Genomic DNA, 19,924 nt, shown 5'->3' with positions numbered 1-19,924 from the left:
TCAAACTGTAAAATTTGGATCTACGTATGTTTTAATTTTTGCTCTTAATGTCTCCTCTGTTTCCCACTCTGTATTAGTTCCTGAGTTATATTTAAATCCAAACGGAACAGGATTGGCTCTATGATGCTTAATAAAATCTTCTTTTGTATGCTTATATGATACAGAAGGTAATATTGCATAATATTTGCCGAGCTCAATCGTATTTAGTGAATCAGTCTCCGTAATCATTTCTTCATGCAATTTTTCACCTGGACGTATTCCCACCTCTTTTAATTTACATTCGGGTGCAATTGCTTTGGCAACATCAGTAATTCTATAAGATGGAATTTTAGGAACAAAGATTTCCCCACCTAAGGCATTTTCAATCGAGAAGAACACAAGACGAACTCCTTCTTCTAACGAGATGTTAAATCGAGTCATTTCCATATGAGTGATAGGTAGAACTCCTTCTTTTCTTTTATTCATAAAGAACGGAATAACAGAACCACGTGACCCCATAACATTTCCATATCTAACAACAGAAAAACGTATGTCTTTTGATCCGCTAATATTATTTGCAGCGGTAAATAACTTATCTGATGTTAGTTTAGTAGAGCCATATAAGTTAATTGGTGCACATGCTTTGTCTGTACTTAAGGCTACTACATTTTTAACACCACAAGACAAGGCTGCATCTATAACATTTTCGGCACCATCCACATTTGTGCGAATGCATTCTGTTGGGTTATATTCTGCGGTATCCACTTGTTTAATCGCTGCAGCGTGGATAATCACGTCTATTCCCTCGCAAGCTCTTGTTAATCTTGCTTTATCACGAACATCGCCAATAAAAAAACGTAATTGAGGATATTGTGTCGGGGGATATTTCTGGCGTAATTCAAATTGTTTTAATTCATCTCTTGAATAAATAACAATTCGCTTTACTTCTGGATAATCTTTAAGTATTAATTCAGTAAATTTTTTACCAAAAGATCCTGTTCCACCTGTAATTAATACTGATTTATAATTTAAAGCCATGATATAAATACTTATTTGTTAATTTCTTTGTAATTTGTTTCTTTTGTAATAATACCTTGGTTGATTTCAATTATCTTGTCACAATACTTTAATGTGCTAATTCTATGTGCTATAACAACCAAAGTTAATTCTCCATTACTAAGTTGTCGTATACTTTCCGTAATCTCTTCCTCTGTTTGAGTATCAAGGGCAGAGGTTGCCTCATCAAAAAAAAGTACAGAAGCTCCAGAGTATATAGCTCTGGCAATACCTATTCGTTGTCGCTGACCACCTGAAAGTTTGGCACCACGTTCGCCAATAATTGTATTGGCTCTTTTCGCAAGCGTATTAACAAAATCCCATAAGCTGGCTTGTTTAAGCGCATGTTCCAGTTTATTATTGTCTATTTCGGTTGTATTTTCACCAAAAGCTATATTTTCAGCAATAGTTCCATCTAATATATAAACTTCTTGTTGTACATAACCAACTTTATCACGCCAATGTCTTAAGGTAGATTTATCCAAAATAATATTGTCAACGGTAATTTGTCCATCGTTTGGCTGCCAAAAACCCAAAAGAAGATTCATTAAAGTTGTTTTTCCAGCTCCAGATGGTCCAATAAAGCCAATATTGTCACCCTTGTTAATAGTAAAGTTGATATTTTTGAGTAAATTATTTTTTTGATCGGGAAAACGAAAACAAAGGTTTTCTAATTGAATACTTTTGTCGAATGATATAGGTTTATCATCCATGTCTGAAAACTTAGTACCCTTGATGTCTTTAATTGTATCAAAAGTAAATTGATGACCCTTAATACTTATCAGAGCTATCATAATTCTATTGACAGAAGGAAGAATACGGTACGCAGCCAAGGCAAATAATCCTAAAAGAGCTGCAAGTCCGGTACGCTCGGGAATAAAGTATAAACCATAAGCAGTAATAGCAAAAATAGTGATAACCATACCTGCCTCAATAACTTTTGTAGGCGCTTGTGCATAAATAGTTCGCTTAATACTTAAAGTAACCATTTTATTTAGATAGTACTTTATTTTTTCTCTAAATTGTCTTTGCGTATTGGTTATTTCCACATCAATAAATCCAAAAATACTCTGAAAAATGCTTTTCCCTAGTAGAGGCTGAATTCTATTAGATTCTTGTTCAATTTTTGCACTGCGCCCTTTTACCCAATTGTAGAATAATAGGAAAATTGGTAAAATAGTAAAACTTAATAATACAATGGCTTTCCAATCGTATAATACCAAACTTACTATTATAAAACCTAGTACAAATAGTTCATTTAGGAAATTAAAAATTGGTAATACAATGTTATTTGAAAATAATTTAGGGATAACATTCACATCACGCATAATTACATTACTATTTGTACTTTTAAAATAGGCAAAGCCTCTTCTGTAATATAGTTGATGTAACCGTATGGCAAAGTTTTGATACAATGATAATGAAAAACTAGCTTGTGATCGTAGTATATACAGACTCATTATGTTTTTAAAGATTATCGCAAAAACAATAAATCCAGCTAAGAAGAGTATAAATTGGTTTTCGCTAGTAAAACCCCCACTATTATACACTTTACTAATTATTGGATGCGTTTGAATTACTCCATCTTGTAAAATAACAGAGAAGAGAGGGAGGAAAGCCGCCAACCCAAAAAGTTCCATCACTGAGTTAATAAAAAGAAGTATCATCATTTTTGCACTTTTCTTTTTATACCCGGGTGGTAATACTTGTAGAATACGTTTTATTGTTGAGAATATAAGGTTGTTCATTTTTTGTACTGGTTTCTAGTTGCTGGTTTCTGGTTAATTCTGGCTTTAATAGTTTTTATCTTTTTTTCATAACTCACTTCTCACTTCTTAGTGTACTGGTCAATAGTCAATAGTCAATAGTCATTGGTTACTGGTTTGCAAAATCAATCATCTCTCTGCTCTTAGCATATAGGTTACTGGATTCTGGTTTTCAACTCTTATTTTAGACAGAAATGCTCTGTAACTGTGTTTTGGTTGCGACATATGAAGCTAAAGCGCAGCGTCCTATCAGCTAAAGGTGTAGCCGTCCTAAAAGCTATCCCTTACAGCCTCCCATCCACCATATCCACATCCCAAACAGCTTTAATATCATACACTACAGTATTGTTCCCGTTTTTAAGAGATGCGATATCCAATTCATTAAATTCATTATGAGCTACATTTAGCACAATGGCATCGTATGCTTTGTTTTCGTAGCTATTGATAAGTGTTATATTATACTCGTCCTCAACTTCCTTTTTATCAGCCCAGGGATCATATACATCTACAGCACAACCATAATCCTTTAGCTCATTAATTACATCAATAGCTTTGGTGTTGCGTATGTCCGGACAATTTTCTTTAAAGGTGATACCCAAACATAAAACACGGCTTTTGATGATGGTGTGTCCTTTTTTTATCATGAGCTTAACCACCTGTGAAGCTACCCAGGCCCCCATGCCATCGTTCATGCGACGGCCTGCCAAAATAATTTCGGGGTTATAGCCTGCCTCCTGTGCTTTTTGGGCCAAATAATAGGGATCCACGCCTATACAGTGTCCCCCAACCAAGCCAGGTTTAAAAGGAAGGAAGTTCCATTTTGTTCCGGCGGCTTCCAATACATCCTGTGTATCAATGCCCAAAGAACTAAATATTTTAGCCAGCTCATTTACAAAAGCAATGTTAATATCGCGCTGGCTGTTTTCAATAACTTTAGCAGCCTCTGCTACTTTTATTGATGGTGCTTTGTGTGTTCCTGCAACAATAATGGATTGATATAGTTGATCCACTTTTTCAGCTACTTCAGGGGTAGAGCCTGAGGTAACTTTAAGAATTTTGGTAACTGTATGCTTTTTGTCGCCGGGATTGATACGCTCCGGCGAGTAGCCAGCAAAGAAATCTTTGTTGTACTGCAGACCTGATGTTTTTTCCAGTACAGGGATGCATTCCTCTTCGGTTAGTCCCGGATATACTGTTGATTCGTAAATAACAATGTCCCCTTTTTTGAGCACCCGGCCAATGGTTTCACTGGCTTTAATCAAAGGAGTTAAAACAGGACGGTTATTTTTGTCGGTTGGGGTAGGAACTGTTACAATATAATAGTTGCAGTCGGCAATGTTTTTACTGTCTGCAGTAAATTGTATACCGGAATTTCCGTTTGAGTTGTTGATCACTTCCAGAAGGTAGTCATTTTCCACTTCCAGGGTATGGTCATGCCCCGTTTGAAGTTCTGTTACTCTTTGTATATTGATATCAAATCCTACAGTTGGATATTTTTTTCCGAATTCTACGGCTAGTGGTAGTCCCACATATCCTAACCCAACTACGGCTATTTTATTTTTCATTGTTGCTTGTTACTTGTTACTGGTTGCTGGTCAATAGTCAATAGTCATTGGTTATTGATAACTGCTAATTGGTTACTGGTCATTGGTTATTGGTTATTGGTTTTTGGTCATTGGTTATTGATAATTGCTAATTGGTCACTGGTCATTGGTTACTGGTTTGTAAAACAACTCATCTCTCTGCTCTTATCTCTTAGCATATAGGTTACTAATTACTTTCCAGTATCCTGTTTTATCCGAACCAACTCTTTGTATTAGTTTGATATTCTTAAGTTTGGTTAAGTCTCTTTTTATTGTTTTCAGACTTACGTTTAATAGGTTTGCCAACTCCTGACTTGTTATATAAGGGGTGGTTGGTATTATCTCTAATATTTTTTGTTGTCTTTCATTTACAGGGACATTTACAGGGACATTTACGGGGACATTTACGGGGACATTTACTTGATCTGAAGCAAATGTTTCATGCTTTTGTCTAAGTATAATCCGTGTGAAATCATTCATGTTTTCGATCCTATAAGTAAGATTTGGGTATTCTTTAAGCCAATCGCGTATTCTTTAAAACCGGTACCGTACTTTTCTACTTCTCCCATTAAATAAAACACTTCAGCTAATAACCTGTTTCTATGTCTAGGTTGATAGCTATCCGTATTTAATTCATCGATAGTTAAGTTACCAAATAAATTACCCGGGTTTGAAAACTGAATTTCATTGTCATATATCTTTATGATCACATCTGTTGGATTTCGGTAATCTTTATGGATTATAGCATTAAGCAATAGTTCTCTAATTGCCTGTAAAGGGAATTGCCACTTATCCTTGCGGCTAAGGTCTCCTGTAAATTCATAACCTAACCTTATATTCTTTTTTATAAAATCCATAGCTTCTTCAACAGCTTGGATTAATGGGCTTTTAATGAGTATGTCGTCAATAATTGTGGACGATGATTTAAATCTGCCTATATGTATTGACGTGTGATGCAAGCCAAATAGAAGTTCGCAAGCTCGTGTTAGTGTATCATTCTGAATTAATCCCAATTTATGAAAGTCGTTTTCTAATATTGGTGAAGGTATGTAACGCCCCTTTTCTTTGGTTTTGGTGGAAAACAGTTTTAATGCAGCATTGTTGAGCGCTTTAAATTTTGTTTTTACCGGATATGCATCGAAAGAGAGATTCATACTTTCCATTCGTAATTCAACAATTTCATCTGCATTTAACAAGTGGTTCGAATTTCCTTTTCTTAAATAATAACGACCTTGCAAGGCTACAGGCTTTACCGGGACTTCAGGAATAGATAAGACTACCAGTTCTTTTGAATCAACTCCAACTTCTATTTTATTTGGGATGATTGAAGGTTCGGTTTTTTGTTTTATCTCATTTAGCCAGTTTTGAATAGATTCGTTGTTAGTATTAACCCCTGTTACTTCCATATTATCAGAAACCCCAATGATAACCAAGCCTCCTTTTGTGTTTGAAAATGCAACTATAGTTTCAATTGCGGCTTTGTTAAAAGAAGATTTGAACTCAACCGCTTCATTTTCACCTTGAGCTATTATGTATTTAAGTTGATCGGAGTTCATGGATATAATTGTTATTTAGCGGTTTTTTATTTATCCTCAGATAAAAGCTTAAAATATTTGAAAGTCGTTGTTTCCAACGTATATCTTTGTTTTTCATACAGGAATGGTGGTTACTGGTCAATAGTCATTGGTTATTGATAACTGCTAATTGGTCATTGTTGACCGCCGGGTATGCCTACGGCACGGTGAGTTACAGCAAACCACCCAAACCAAGAGAGAAATACGGTGCAAAATTAGTTTTGTTACGGGAAATACAAAGTAATTTTAGAAGTTTCTTTTTTCGAAAAAGTGAGTAGAATGTTAGAGGTAGAGCTTGGTGGGGTAGGGGTTAGCTAATAGCTGATAGCTGATAGGACGGCTGCGCCTTTAGGACGCTGCGCTTTAGCTTAACTAATTGCTACTATAGCATCTTTTGCATAGGAACAACATTTCCCCGGATCCGATCTTTGTAAGCGTATTGTAAATAAGATCGGATCCTTAAATAACATATAACAGGCTTGCTGCGTATTAGTCCTACCTCTATAATGTGTTTTAGCTTATGTGCGTACGTCCCAATAGTTGTTCTCTAAAAGACCCCCATCCCCATGCCTGCTGCATGGTACTTCCCCCTTGCCTCAGGGCAAAGAGGAAGATTGGTTTTCGTAGGAGGAGGCACTGTTCTCTGCCCTCAGCTCTTTGCACTTCGCACTTCGCAATATTGATACTGATTTGCCAATAGCAGATAGGACGGCTCCGCCTTTTGGACGCTGCGCTTTAGCTTAAATGTTAGCTACTAATACACCTTTTTGCACAGGAGCAATATTCCCGGATCCGATCTTTATAAGCATCTTGTAAATAAGATCGGATCCGTAAGTGAAGTCCTGCCTCTATAATGTGTTTTAGCTTATGGGCGTACGTCCAAAGAGTTGTTCGCTAAATGACCCCCATCCCCATACACTGCAGCATGGTACTTTCCGTTGCCTCAGGGCAAAGAGGAAGATTGTTTTTCATAGGAGAAGGCACTGTTCTCCGCCCTCAGCTCTTTGCACTCCGCGCTCCGCCATCTTGCTACTCGATTCTTTTCAAGAAACTGCTCCATGGTTATATGTCACGTCGGATTTCTTCGCAATAATTTGTTGGTGATTGAATAGTTTTTATTTCAAAAAAATTACATTTGCATAATTGAGAAAATTAGAGGATTTTGAAAGAAAGCACAACAACAGCAAACTATTGGTATGCCCTGTATACCAAGTCGAGGGCAGAGAAGAAAGTGGCAGAAGAGCTTAATAAGCTTGGGATTATAAACTACCTGCCCATAAAAAGGGAATTGCGCCAGTGGAGCGACCGTAAAAAGTGGGTTGAGGTACCTGCGATCAGTTCCTATATTTTCATTAAAATTCCTAAGGAAAGGTATAATGATGTTTTTCAGGTAAATGGAATAGTGGCTTATGTGTCGTACAAGGGCAAGGCTGTTAATATTCCTGAATATGAAATTGAAGCCATGCGCAGAACCATTGAAAACAAGATTGCTTTTGATGTTGAGGCACGAAATATTAAAAAGGGAGAGGAGATTACCGTTACTTCCGGTCCGTTGAAAGGGATAAAAGGTACGGTAGAAACCATTCAGGGAACCAAAAAACTGTACCTGAACATTTCAAATATTGGTTATACACTGGTAGTAAACCTGGAAGAGGCAACCGTGATGAAAGAGGAGGGGGGAAGCAATTGACAATAGTCAATAGCTATTAGCAGATAGGACGGCTCCGCCTTTAGGACGCTGCGCTTTAGCTTGATTGTTTGCTACTAATACACTTTTTGCATGGGAACAACATCTCCCGGATCCGATCTTTATAAGCGCCATGTAAATAAGATCGCATCCGTAAGTAATAGCTGTTAGCCAATAGTTGATAGGACGGCTTCGCCTTTAGGACGCTGCGCTTTAGCTTGATTTCTTGCTACTAATACACCTTTTGCATGGGAACAACATCTCCCGGATCCGTTCTTTATAAGCACCTTGTAATTAAGATCGGATCCTTAAGTAATAGCTGTTAGCCAATAGGACGGCTCCGCCTTTAGGACGCTGCGCTTTAGCTTGAATGTTTGCTACTAATACACCTTTTTGCACAGGAACAATATTCCCGGATCCAATCTTTATAAGCGCCATGTAATTAAGATCGGATCCGTAAGAGAAGTCCTGCCTCTATAATGTGTTTTAGCTTATGGGCGTACGTCTAAAGAGTTATTCTCTAAATGACCCCCATCCCCATGCTTGCTGCATGGTACTTCCCCCTTGCCTCAGGGCAAAGAGGAAGATTGGTTTTAATAGCTATTAGCTGATAGGACGGCTGCGCCTTTAGGACGCTGCGCTTTAGCTTAATTGCTCGCTACTACAGCATCTTTTGCTCAGGAGCAATATTCCCGGATCCGATCTTTATAAGCGTATTGTAAATGAGATCAGATCCGTAAGTAATAGCTGTTAGCCAATAGCTGATAGGACGGCTACGCCTTTAGGACGCTACGCTTTAGCCTGATTGTTAGCTACTAATACACCTTTTTGCACAGGAACAATATTCCGGGATCCGTTCTTTATATGCGCCATGTAAATAAGATCGGATCCGTAAGTAATAGCTGTTAGCCAATAGGACGGCTGCGCCTTTAGCACGCTGCGCTTTAGCCTGATTACATGCTACTAATATACCTTTTTTGCACAGGAACAGTACTTCCCCCTTGCCTCAGGGCAAAGAGGAAGATTGTTTTTCATAGGAGAAGGAACTGTTCTTTGCCCTCTGCTCTTTGCTCTCAGCCCTCCGCTCTTTGCCCTCCGCCATAAACTACTCACTCTCGGCCACCTTATCCAATCTTTTCTTTATCTTCTTAATTACCGACTCAATAGAAGCTTCCGGTTCTATAACGTTATAGTCGCCCCAGAATTGTGGATCGCTGAATCCGGCTACCTTATCCTGTAAAATAATGTTTTGGTTCAGGCGTTCGCTCACTTTAAACGGACGTTCGGTGGCTTTGCGCCAATCGGTAACCGCCATTTCAATAGTAGAAGTATAGCTTGTGTTGAACAGTTTTTTCTTCCAGTTAATTTTAAAAGTAATCTGTCCCCGCGAATAGCCATACATCCACTTGCCTTGGTGCTGACGGTAATTTACAAGGTAACTGGCTTCGGTAGGATAAACCACGGCGCCAACAGGCTTGCGCTTAATAAACATAGCCGAAGCTTTATTCTTATCTTCAATATTGATGCTGTAATTTGCACTTGAAATGGCCATGGATTCCACATCGATATATAACCTGCCGTAAAACAAGGGTTCTTCTACATAAGGCTTCTGTTCAAAGCTGATAACATATATCAAGCGGTTATTGACCTTGGTGATGTTTTCTAATTTAAAGATGTAGTAATCAATTTCTTCTACCGTAATGATGGAATAAGGCTCTTTCATAATATCTAACATCAAGGTAGAATAGGGGCCTCCCTGCAATTTAAAAGTCAGGGTATCCATTTTACTGTAATCAGCATCTTTACGTGCCTTGAATAATTTCATCCCATCCAAACGATAGTTGGAGTAGGGTTGTTTGTGAACATCAATCACGGCTTCGGCCAAAGATACATAGTTCCGCCTTCGCTTAATTGTTTCCCGGTAAAAGGTAGTCATTCGCAAAGGTTCCTGGATGTAATTCTCTTTTTTCCTGGAGATTACTTCCCTGATAATTTGGTGTGCATCTTTGGGTGCTACATTAATTTCCGACAAAGATATTGTTAACAGGTCAAGTTTTAGTTTGTTTTTGTCAGGTTTTAAATCCGACAATACAAACGATTTTCCTTTATATCCAAGGTAGGAAACACTGATTTTTGTATTCAGAGGCATTTCTTTTGGTACTTTCAATAAAAAATCACCTTCCGAATTGGATACAGTGGCAATATTCGTCCCTTCGATGGTTAGTGTTGCAAACACCAATGGGGCTCCTGATTCACTATCGATTATTTTTCCCCGGTATTGAATGGTGTTTAATGTATCGGGCAGTATATCATCATCAACAACCGGATTGGCTAAAATAGATACGGGTACAATTCCTACCATAAAAACTATGGCAATAAGGATATTCAAAATCCTGCGCTTATAATATTTTTCTGTTCTCATGATATTAAATTTTAGGTTTTACTAAGTTGTTTTTGTTTTACAGCTGGCCATTGCCTGTTTGTTCTTCTATATTAAAGACATTACTGTGGTTTTTTACCCCTATTGGAGAAGTATTTTTTTTTGTTTTTGTTTGGCTGATTTTTTAACTGCTTACTGCGCTGGTTGATGCTTATTTGTTAATTGATCATTGTTACTGGCCATTAGTCATTGGCCATTAGTCATTGGCCATTGGTCATTAGTGATTAGTCATTGGTTGTTGGTTGTTGGTCATTGATCATTGCTAATTGGTCATTGATCATTGTAAAACTTGGCCTGTTGCTTGCAGTATAATAACCAGAATAACACAAAATAAGAATAATACTTACTGTTAATCAGTAAAATAACAATGAGTACAAAACCAATTAATCCTACAATTATGTAGAAAATGCAATTTGGGAGTTACCAGAATGTAGAGTTCAACCTTAAAACACAAAAGATTATGAAAGTATGTATGCCAATTTTAGGAGAGAGTGCTTTAAAGAAAGAGTTATTAGCACCTGATTTTTACAAAGCACAACACTATAATATCATTGATATTGATACCGATCAGTCGTCTATTTATTCGTTAAGCGATACAAGTGCTATATATCTGACGATGGATGAGATTAAGAAACTTGAAATAGAAGCCATTATTACCCCAAACCTTCGTCCCATGGCTGCCAAAATACTTTTTGAAAACGAAATTGAAGTATACAAAGCTTCCGCATCATTGGTGGAGGAAAATATTTCCCTTTTAAAAAGGGGATTGCTGAAAGATTTTACTGAAGCTATGATTGAGAGTAAAAGTTCATGTTCTTCAGATGGTTGTTCTTCCTGTTCGGGGTGTTAGTTGTGGTTAATGGCTAATAGCTTATAGCGAATAGCCTATAGCTGATGGCTTATAGCTAATGGCTAATGGTTTATAGCGAATGAATGACATATTGTTCAAAGGCTTGCTGGTGTGTGTTGGGATAGAATCGAGTTTGCAAACACTATTTATTCTGAAATAGGATTGTCTATCGTTATTTTTTATCCATATATGATATCATAAAAAATGCCGTTCCTATATTCGGGAACGGCATTATATATATTGTTTGTTAAATCATTAGTTCGTTAAATCTTTATAATGTGCTGATTCTAAATATATTGAATAATTTATGACAAAATTATTATCTTATTTATTTTAAGCGAATTGTAAATCAGTCTAATGTCTATTATCTAAAATCTAACGATCTATTGTTAAATAACTCTTGGTGAAAAGTGCTCTCAAGCACCCAGTATAAGCTATCTGCTATAAGCCAAGAGCTACCAACTACTTCATTTCGCTAAAGAAATCACTACCCTTGTCGTCAACAATAATAAATGCTGGGAAGTTTTCTACGCGGATTTTACGAACAGCCTCCATGCCCAACTCAGGGAAATCAACTACCTCAACCGATTTAATATTTGTTTTGGCAAGGATAGCCGCAGGACCACCTATCGATCCCAGGTAGAAACCTCCATGTACCTTACATGCATGGGTAACTTGTTGAGAACGGTTTCCTTTGGCTACCATAATCATTGAGCCGCCTTTGCTTTGGAAAAGATCAACATAAGGATCCATTCTTCCGGCTGTTGTAGGACCAAAGCTACCTGAAGGCATTCCCTCCGGTGTTTTTGCAGGACCTGCATAATAAACAGGGTGGTTCTTTAAATATTCAGGCATTTCTTGTCCTTCATCCAACATTTGCTTGATACGGGCATGTGCCATATCGCGGGCAACAACTAAAGTTCCTGATAGGTTCAGGCGTGTTTTGATTGGGTGCTTGGTCAGTACCTTTAGTACTTCTTCCATTGGCTGGTCCAGATCAATATCCACAGCAGGCTCAAGTTCTGGTGCTCTTTCAGGTACTAATCTTGATGGATTTTTCTCCAGTTGCTCTACAAAAATTCCCTCTTCAGTGATTTTTGCTTTGATATTTCTGTCGGCACTACAGCTAACTCCTAAACCTACAGGACAAGATGCGGCATGACGCGGCAAGCGGATTACACGTACATCATGTACGAAATATTTACCGCCAAACTGAGCACCAATCTGGCTTTCCTGACAGATCTTCAATACTTTTTCTTCCCACTCCAGGTCGCGGAATGCTTGTCCGCCATCATTTCCTTCGGTAGGCAAATGGTCCAAATAACCAGCAGATGCCTTTTTAACTGTTGCCAGGGTTGCTTCAGCAGAAGTTCCTCCTATTACCAATGCCAGGTGGTATGGGGGACAAGCAGAAGTTCCCAGGTCCTTTATCTTTTCCTCAACAAATTTAGTGAGGTTCTCTTCTGTCAATAAACTTTTTGTTTGTTGGTACAAGAAAGTTTTGTTTCCTGAACCACCTCCTTTGGTAAGGAATAAAAACTCATATTTATTACCCTGATCAGCATAAATGTCAATTTGAGCAGGAAGGTTGTTTCCGGTATTCTTCTCGTCAAACATGGATTTGGCCACCACCTGTGAATAGCGTAAGTTACGCTCATTATAGGTTTCGTAAACCCCTTGCGATAAATAATCTGCATCACAAGCTCCGGTGTATACATCTTCGCCTTTTTTTGCTACAACAATGGCAGTACCGGTATCCTGACAGGTAGGTAGTTCTCCTTCTGCAGCAACCACCTGGTTCATTAACATGGTATGGGCTACAAATTTATCATTATCCGAAGCCTCGTCATCTTTTAAAATATTGGTAAGTTTTTCAAGATGGGCAGGGCGCAAGTAAAACGAAACATCATTAAAAGCCTCTTTGGCCAACATCTTTAATCCTTCCGGATCTACTTTAAGGATTTTTCTTCCATCAACTTCTATTGTTGAAACATAATCCTTTGTTAACAGTCGATATTCTGTTGTATCCTTTAAAATAGGAAACGGTTTTTGATACTTGAAATCAGACATGATATATGATTTATTGATATTTTTTAAAAGTCCCCAAAGATAACAAAGATTAAATCCTAAAACAGATTTTAACACTCGTTAATACAGATGTTGTTGAGCATAAGGGGGGCGTAGCTTATAGCTTATGGCTTATGGCGGGTAGTTGTTAGGGGGCGATCTGTATAAGCGCCATGTGAAGAAGATCTGATCCTTATGGAATTGTCAATAGCCGATAGCTTCATGTTTAAAGTACGCTGTGGAGTCCTTCTGTGTTTCTTTTAGTCCTTTTAAATAGTGCAAAAGTTATCTTGCAAAAACAATCAAATTAATCTAAATTCGCAGCGGAAAAGGCAGTAACGATTTGCCATTTATTTATTCATTTAAGACATACTACATTGAAGCTGATTGCAAAAACTTTTCATGGGCTGGAAGGTGTTCTGGCTGAGGAGCTAAAGGGAATTGGAGCTCAGGAGATTAACGAGGTTAACCGGGCTGTTGAATTTGAAGGGGATAAGGAAATTTTGTATAAATCAAACCTATTGCTACGAACAGCAATCAGAGTGCTTCATCCCATACATACTTTTACTGCAAAAAATGATCAGGAGCTTTATGATGGAGTAAAAAAATACGACTGGGCTGAAATTATGGGGGTGGATGATACCCTGGCTATCGATCCGGTGGTGTATTCGGAAATATTTACCCACTCCAAATTCGTGGCATTAAAAGCAAAAGATGCTATTGTAGACCAGTTTAGGGATAAATTTGATAAAAGGCCTTCGGTAGATGTTGAAAATCCTAATGTTCGTCTGGTTATTCATGTGGCAAAGGATAAAGCTACTATATCATTGGATAGTTCAGGTGATTCTTTGCATAAGAGGGGGTATCGTGTTGGAAACCATAAGGCACCATTGAATGAGGTGCTGGCAGCCGGAATGGTTTTGCTGTCGGGATGGGATCGGAAGATGCCTTTGATTGACCCAATGTGTGGTTCGGGTACTATCTTGATGGAAGCTGTAATGTACGCCCGAAATTACCCGCCGGGACTTCATAAAAAGCATTTTGGATTTATGGGGTGGAAAGATTACGATGAGTCTTTGTGGAATAAAGTGGTGGAAGAAGCCAGGGACAAGATAGAACATCCGCGTCTTAAAATTTTTGGTAGCGATGCCTCAATAAAAGCGATTGATATTGCAAGGGAATCTGCCTTGGGATTCCGCTTTAACAGGGATATAAATTTTTCAGTTTCTTCTTTTGAAAAATTAGAACCACATTACCCTAAAGGGATGATTATAATGAACCCTCCATACGGTGAGCGCTTAATGAACGGTAAGGATATGGTTGATTTTTACAGGATGATAGGTAATCAGTTAAAGCATACTTTTACAGGATACGATGCCTGGGTGCTTACATCAAACAAAGAAGCCTTGAAGAATGTTGGTTTAAAACCGTTGGAAAAACTTAGGTTATATAATGGTGCCCTTGAATGTGGTTTCCATAAATTCAATATTTATGATGGCACCATGAAGAAGATTATTAAGTTTAGGTAGGGGGTAGCTTATAGCGTATAGCTTAGGGCTAATAGCTAATAGCTAATAGCTTTTAGTTTATGGCAAATAGCACAAGAGTTTGAGAATATTGTGAAATATTGAAAAATATTATAGATTTAAGTCTGCTTTTTGAAAAGGGCAGGCTTTTTTTATCTAATCATATTCTGACCATGGACAATGAGTTTAATTTTAAAAGAATGGTTGTGTGGCAAAAAGCTATGCAATTTGCTAGTTTGGCTATTGATATTACAGAACAACTTGATACACAAAAGTGCTACTTCAAGCTAATTGATCAGATCCAGGGGGCATCCGCATCTGTTCCTCAAAATATTGCTGAAGGCAAAGGACGGGCCACGGATAAAGATTTTGCTAAGTTTCTTGCTTATTCAAGAGGCTCTTTATATGAAACACTTACCTTGGTAAATTTATTTTATATGAAGAAATGGATTTCTAAAGAGAAATTAAATGAGTTGGAAAGTTTAGGAGAAGAAGTGGTTAAAATGATAAATGGGCTTCTGGTTAGATTAAGATAGGGTGTGATTCTATAAAAATGACAAAAGGATATTAATTGGAAATATCCTTTTGTTTTATGTTTTAAATAATGCAAAATAGCTATCCGCTATCCGCTATTAGCTACCTGCTATTGGCTACCCGCTATATACTAATCTCCCTGTCTCTAAAGCCAAGCATATATAAAATGGCATCGAGACCAATGGTGGAAATTGAATTGTCGGCACCAGCTTTTACTTTTGGCTTGGCGTGGAATGCAATACCCAAACCAGCCAGTTGGAGCATAGGCAGGTCGTTGGAACCATCGCCAACAGCAATAACCTGATCCAAATGTATATCTTCTTTAAAGGCAAGGAGCTTCAGTAATTCAGCTTTTTTCTTGCCGTCAACAATCTCGCCAACATGTTTCCCGGTCAGTTTGCCTTTTTTAATTTCCAGTTCGTTCGAAAAAACATAGTCAACACCCAGTTTTGCTTTCAGGTGATTTCCAAAATAATTGAACCCACCGGAAAGGATTGCAGTTTTGTAACCGTATTTATTCAGTGTTTTCATCAGTCGCTCGGCACCTTCAGTGATAGGAAGGTTTTCTGCAACTTCTTTCATCACGTTTTCGTTAAGGCCTTTAAGAAGGCTCACGCGCTGGATAAAGCTCTCGTTAAAATCGATTTCGCCACGCATAGCCGCTTCGGTAATCTTTTTTACCTTAGCTCCAACTCCCGCTCTTTCAGCAAGTTCGTCGATAACTTCGGTTTGTATCAATGTAGAATCCATATCGAAACAAACCAAACGGCGGTTTCTCCTGAAAATGTTGTCTTCCTGGAATGCGATATCCACACCTATTTTGCTCGAAAGCTCCATAAAGTCGCTTTTCATTATTTCAGCATCAATGGGGTTGCCACGTACCGAAAGTTCAACCACAGCCTTGTTTTGGGTTGGTTCATTGTTCAGGTCGATCCTTCCCGAAAGGCGTGTGATGGTATCAATATTTAATTGCTGAGATGAGATCACCCTGGTAACCTTTGCCAGGTGTTCAGCCGTGATTTTTCTAGCCAATAAAGTAATGATGAACCTTTCTTTGCCCTGGTGCATAACCCACTCTGCGTATCTTGACTCCGAAATAGGGGTAAACTTAATTTTAACGCCGATCTCGTATGATTTGAAAAGCAGATCTTTTAAAATCGGGGCCGACTCGTAGGCTTGTGGTACTTCAAATAAGATGCCCAACCCTAAGTCGTCATGGATAACAGCCTGGCCAATATCCAGGATCTGTACATTATAATGAGATAAAATTTCGGTTAAGGAAGAGGTTAATCCGGGCTTATCATCACCGGAGATATTTACAAGAATGATCTCTCTATTACTAGCCATAGTATAATTTGTGTTTTCGGTAAACAAAAATAGCAAATCAACTCTAATGCGGTATTCACATGTCGTAAAATAATGACAAATTTCATCTTTTTTAACATCAGAGGGGGAGAATTGATGTTGGGGAAAGGTTATTTGTTGGTAGCAGATATAGTTTGGTTTACTTTTGTAACCACCATATTATTTTATTTGTTTAATCGTAAAGGTATAAATATCAGTGAAGTAACTTTGATCTACCTCAGTGGTTTAAGCAGGTATTCCAGTCCGTTTAATTTAATCTCGTATAAAGTTGCCAACAACATACCCAATTTACCTTCCGGAAAGCCTTTTTGGTGAAACCAGACCAGGTAAGGTTCTGGTAAATCGCATAATATGGTTCCTTTATATTTTCCAAAAGGCATTCTTGTTTTTACTAAATCAAGCAGTAATTTTTCGTTCATGTGTCTTTGTCTTTTGGGCAAAGATATGAAATTATAGCAATTAGCTAATAGCTAATAGCCGATAGCTAATAGCCACTAGCTATAAGCCATAAGCCATAAGCCATCAGCTATAAGCTATAATAATATTTCTCAAAAAACTTTTAAACCTTATTTGGAGGTAATGTGTTTGAAATAGAGATAATCATAGTAAAAATTCATAAATAAGGTAGTGTAGGTGCTTTTCTTGTCAGCATTACTTATGAATTATAAAAGACTAAATGTATTTATAGATGATGCAAATTGAAAATGCATTGGCAAAAGAAAATAGTCCTTATTTACAGATGCATGCCCATAACCCGGTACATTGGTTTCCATGGGGAAAAGATGCTCTTACAAAGGCCAGGAATGAAAATAAGCTATTGGTTATATCCATTGGATATGCTGCATGTCACTGGTGTCATGTTATGGAAAAAGAGAGCTTTAGCGATCAAGAAGTGGCTTCGGTAATGAATGGGCATTTTGTGTCAATAAAAATAGATCGTGAAGAAAGACCGGATCTCGATCAGGTGTTTATGGATGTGGCGCACTTGACTACCGGCAAGGGAGGGTGGCCATTAAATATAATTGCTTTACCCAATGGTCAACCGTTTTTTGCAGGGACTTATTTTCAGAAAAGACAATGGATGAACCTGTTAAGAGAAGTGAAGAAGTTGCATGATAATGACCCCTTGCGACTAAAAGATTTGTCGATGCAGATAAAAGCCGGGATAGAGCGGATGGATTTTGTTGGACTGGTAAAGGATTCTGCCTTGTTTACCAAAGAGGTTATGGAAAAGGCTATTGAGGGCTGGATGCAGAACGTTGATTTTGTCTGGGGTGGAAGCAAAGGGGCACCCAAGTTCCCAATGCCTGTTGAGTATCATTTTTTATTCTCGTATTTACAAAAGCAGGACAATCCTGTAGTTCTCGATTATGTTGATACGAGCCTGACACGTATGGCTCAGGGAGGTATTTACGATCACCTTGGAGGTGGATTTGCAAGGTATTCGGTAGATGAATATTGGAAGGTTCCCCATTTTGAGAAGATGTTGTACGATCAGGGACAGTTGGTAGAAGTGTATTCAATTGCCCATATGGTTACAGGGAATCCATTGTATAAGAGGGTGGTAAAAGAAACGATTGCCTTTGTAAAACGGGAGCTGCAATCGGAAGAAGGCGGTTTTTTTGCCTCCTTGGATGCAGATAGCGAAGGCAGAGAAGGGAAGTTTTATGTATGGACTTATCAAGAAATCCGTGATGTTTTAGCCGGGGATGCCGATTTGTTTTGTGATGTTTTTAATATTACCGAGCAGGGAAACTGGGAATGTGGTAACAATATTTTGTTTCAATCGAGTGCTATGGGTGATATAGCTGTCAGGTCAGGCCTTGAAAGTGAAGAGTTGGAAGAGAAAATAAGTAAATGTAAGGATCTGCTTTTCGAGAGAAGACAGTGTAGAAAGCGGCCTTTATTGGATAATAAAATATTGACCTCCTGGAATGCCATCATGATTAAAGGTTTGGTGATGGCCTACAAGGCTACAGGGGAAGAGGAGTATTTATCGGATGCCATTAAAACTTCAGAATTTATCAAGGATACGGCCTTTCGGGATGATGGAGGCCTTTGGAGGAGTTTAAAGGGAGAGAAGGGGGTGATTAATGGATTTTTAGATGACTATGCTTTATTGATCGACGCCTGGATTGAACTGTATATGGCAAGTTTTGAAGAGAAATGGATAGAATTGGCGCATACATTGTGTGAATACGTAAGCGCACATTTTTTTAATGATGACAATCAGTTGTTTTATTACACCTCGGTAAAGGACGACCCATTGCTTGTGCGCAAGAGTGAAACATCAGATAATGTTATACCGGCTTCAAATTCGGTAATGGCCATTAATTTGTATCGGTTGAGTAAATATTATCTTAATAAAGAGGCCTACCATACTTCATGCCAGATGCTGAAAAATTTGAGTGGACGAATAGATGAGCATGGAAAGTATTATGCCAACTGGCAGCGTTTAAAACTGTTTTTTATATACGAAAATTTTGAGTTAGTGCTCTCTGGTAATAGCAAAGACAAAGAGCATAAAGATATTTTAAAGCGTTTTGATCCTTTTGTTTTTATTGCTTCCGGTGATCATACAATACCCATAGCAAAAGGAAAAGATAGTGATGAGGTTGTTTTTCACCTGTGCAAGAACAATTGTTGCCATTTACCAATGTCGTCATATAAAGAAGTTTTGCAAAAGCTGAAAGAGTTGTAGGGGTAATAGCTTATAGCCTGTAGCAAATAGCTTATGGCTTATGGCAAATAGCAAATAGCATATAGTTTTTAGTAAAAAAGATCCGATCTTAATTAAAGGTGCTTATAAAAAGAACCAAGTATTAAGATGGCGAAGTGCAGAGTGCAAAGAGCTGAGGGTTGAGAGCAGATAGTAGCTTCCCCTACGAAAACCAATCTTCCTCTTTGCCCTGAGGCAAGGGGGAAATACTATTCTTGTGCAAAAAGGTGTATTAGTAGCAAGCAATCAAGCAAAAGCGTATCGTCCTAAAGGCGCAGCCGTCCTATTGGCCAACAGCTATTACTTACGGATCCGATCTTATTTACAAGAAGCTTATAAAGATCGGATCCGAGAATGTTGTTCCTGTGCAAAAAATGCTGTAGTATAAACATTCAAGCTAAAGCGCAGCGTCCTAAAGGCGTAGCCGTCCTATTGGCTAACAGCTATTACTTACGGATCCGATCTTATTTACAAAGCGCTTATAAAGATCGGATCCGGGAATGTTGTTCCTGTGTAAAAAAGATGTTTTAGTAGCAAGCAATCAAGCTAAAGCGTTGCGTCCTAAAGGCGCAGCCGTCCTATTGGCTATTGGCTAACAGCTATTACTTACGGATCCGATCTTAATTACAAGGTGCTTATAAAGAACGGATCCGGGAATGTTTTTCCTGAGTAAAAAGGTGTATTAGTAGCATGCATTTAAGCTAAAGCGTAGCGTCCTAAAGGCGCAGCCGTCCTATCAGCTATTGGCTAACAGCTATTACTTACGGATCCGATCTTA

At 38.2% G+C, this 19,924-nt stretch carries 14 protein-coding genes; 5 read left to right on the top strand and 9 right to left on the bottom strand.

The window, feature by feature from the left end:
- From pseB to OM074_RS17620, 5 genes are all read right to left on the bottom strand, one after another.
- Window positions 1-1,017, bottom strand: coding sequence for a UDP-N-acetylglucosamine 4,6-dehydratase (inverting) (pseB, locus tag OM074_RS17640; RefSeq protein WP_301201873.1), 1,017 nt, complete (start codon window positions 1,015-1,017; stop codon window positions 1-3).
- Between the two features lie 11 nt (window positions 1,018-1,028).
- On the bottom strand, window positions 1,029-2,783 hold the full coding sequence (locus tag OM074_RS17635) for an ABC transporter ATP-binding protein (RefSeq protein WP_301201872.1): 1,755 nt from the start codon (window positions 2,781-2,783) through the stop codon (window positions 1,029-1,031).
- A gap of 302 nt (window positions 2,784-3,085) precedes the next feature.
- A complete protein-coding gene (locus OM074_RS17630; protein ID WP_301201870.1) occupies window positions 3,086-4,366 on the bottom strand; it encodes a nucleotide sugar dehydrogenase in 1,281 nt (426 codons plus the stop codon).
- A 183-nt stretch (window positions 4,367-4,549) separates the two neighbouring features.
- The gene (locus tag OM074_RS17625) at window positions 4,550-4,864 is read right to left on the bottom strand and encodes a DeoR family transcriptional regulator (protein ID WP_301201869.1); all 315 of its coding nucleotides are present in this window, start codon (window positions 4,862-4,864) and stop codon (window positions 4,550-4,552) included.
- Window positions 4,861-5,940: an RNA/DNA-binding domain-containing protein gene (locus tag OM074_RS17620; protein WP_301201868.1), complete on the bottom strand. Its 1,080-nt coding sequence runs from the start codon at window positions 5,938-5,940 to the stop codon at window positions 4,861-4,863. Before OM074_RS17620 ends, OM074_RS17625 begins: the two co-directional genes overlap by 4 nt.
- A 1,180-nt stretch (window positions 5,941-7,120) precedes the next feature.
- Here OM074_RS17620 and OM074_RS17615 point away from each other — a divergent pair.
- Window positions 7,121-7,648: a UpxY family transcription antiterminator gene (locus tag OM074_RS17615; protein WP_301201867.1), complete on the top strand. Its 528-nt coding sequence runs from the start codon at window positions 7,121-7,123 to the stop codon at window positions 7,646-7,648.
- Window positions 7,649-8,750: 1,102 nt separating this feature from the next.
- On the opposite strand, the gene OM074_RS17610 is transcribed toward OM074_RS17615, so the two are convergent.
- Window positions 8,751-10,067, bottom strand: coding sequence for a carboxypeptidase-like regulatory domain-containing protein (locus OM074_RS17610; protein ID WP_301201866.1), 1,317 nt, complete (start codon window positions 10,065-10,067; stop codon window positions 8,751-8,753).
- Window positions 10,068-10,491: 424 nt separating this feature from the next.
- Between OM074_RS17610 and OM074_RS17605 the strand changes: the two genes are divergently transcribed.
- On the top strand, window positions 10,492-10,935 hold the full coding sequence (locus tag OM074_RS17605; protein WP_301201865.1) for a NifB/NifX family molybdenum-iron cluster-binding protein: 444 nt from the start codon (window positions 10,492-10,494) through the stop codon (window positions 10,933-10,935).
- Window positions 10,936-11,397: 462 nt separating this feature from the next.
- On the opposite strand, the gene OM074_RS17600 is transcribed toward OM074_RS17605, so the two are convergent.
- Complete coding sequence (locus OM074_RS17600; RefSeq protein WP_301201864.1) at window positions 11,398-13,005, bottom strand: fumarate hydratase; 1,608 nt, start codon at window positions 13,003-13,005, stop codon at window positions 11,398-11,400.
- 374 nt (window positions 13,006-13,379) lie between these two features.
- Here OM074_RS17600 and OM074_RS17595 point away from each other — a divergent pair, with 374 nt between their 5' ends.
- The gene (locus tag OM074_RS17595; RefSeq protein ID WP_301201863.1) at window positions 13,380-14,531 is read left to right on the top strand and encodes a THUMP domain-containing class I SAM-dependent RNA methyltransferase; all 1,152 of its coding nucleotides are present in this window, start codon (window positions 13,380-13,382) and stop codon (window positions 14,529-14,531) included.
- A 98-nt stretch (window positions 14,532-14,629) separates the two neighbouring features.
- The gene (locus tag OM074_RS17590; RefSeq protein ID WP_301201862.1) at window positions 14,630-15,064 is read left to right on the top strand and encodes a four helix bundle protein; all 435 of its coding nucleotides are present in this window, start codon (window positions 14,630-14,632) and stop codon (window positions 15,062-15,064) included.
- Between the two features lie 121 nt (window positions 15,065-15,185).
- Here the strand turns inward: OM074_RS17590 and serB are convergent, their stop codons facing one another.
- Window positions 15,186-16,409: a phosphoserine phosphatase SerB gene (gene serB, locus OM074_RS17585; RefSeq protein WP_301201861.1), complete on the bottom strand. Its 1,224-nt coding sequence runs from the start codon at window positions 16,407-16,409 to the stop codon at window positions 15,186-15,188.
- 230 nt (window positions 16,410-16,639) lie between these two features.
- A complete protein-coding gene (locus OM074_RS17580; RefSeq protein WP_301201859.1) occupies window positions 16,640-16,846 on the bottom strand; it encodes a DUF3820 family protein in 207 nt (68 codons plus the stop codon).
- Window positions 16,847-17,115: 269 nt separating this feature from the next.
- Between OM074_RS17580 and OM074_RS17575 the strand changes: the two genes are divergently transcribed.
- Entirely contained in the window at window positions 17,116-19,128 is a 2,013-nt protein-coding gene (locus tag OM074_RS17575) for a thioredoxin domain-containing protein (RefSeq protein WP_301201857.1), read from the top strand.
- Window positions 19,129-19,924: the final 796 nt, after the last annotated feature.

Origin of the sequence: Plebeiibacterium marinum (assembly GCF_026013615.1) — a bacterium.
GTDB classification, from domain to species: Bacteria; Bacteroidota; Bacteroidia; order Bacteroidales; family Marinilabiliaceae; genus Saccharicrinis; species Saccharicrinis marinus_A.
Note: the sequence above shows the minus strand (reverse complement) of the source record. Positions and strands in the feature narration are given on the sequence as shown.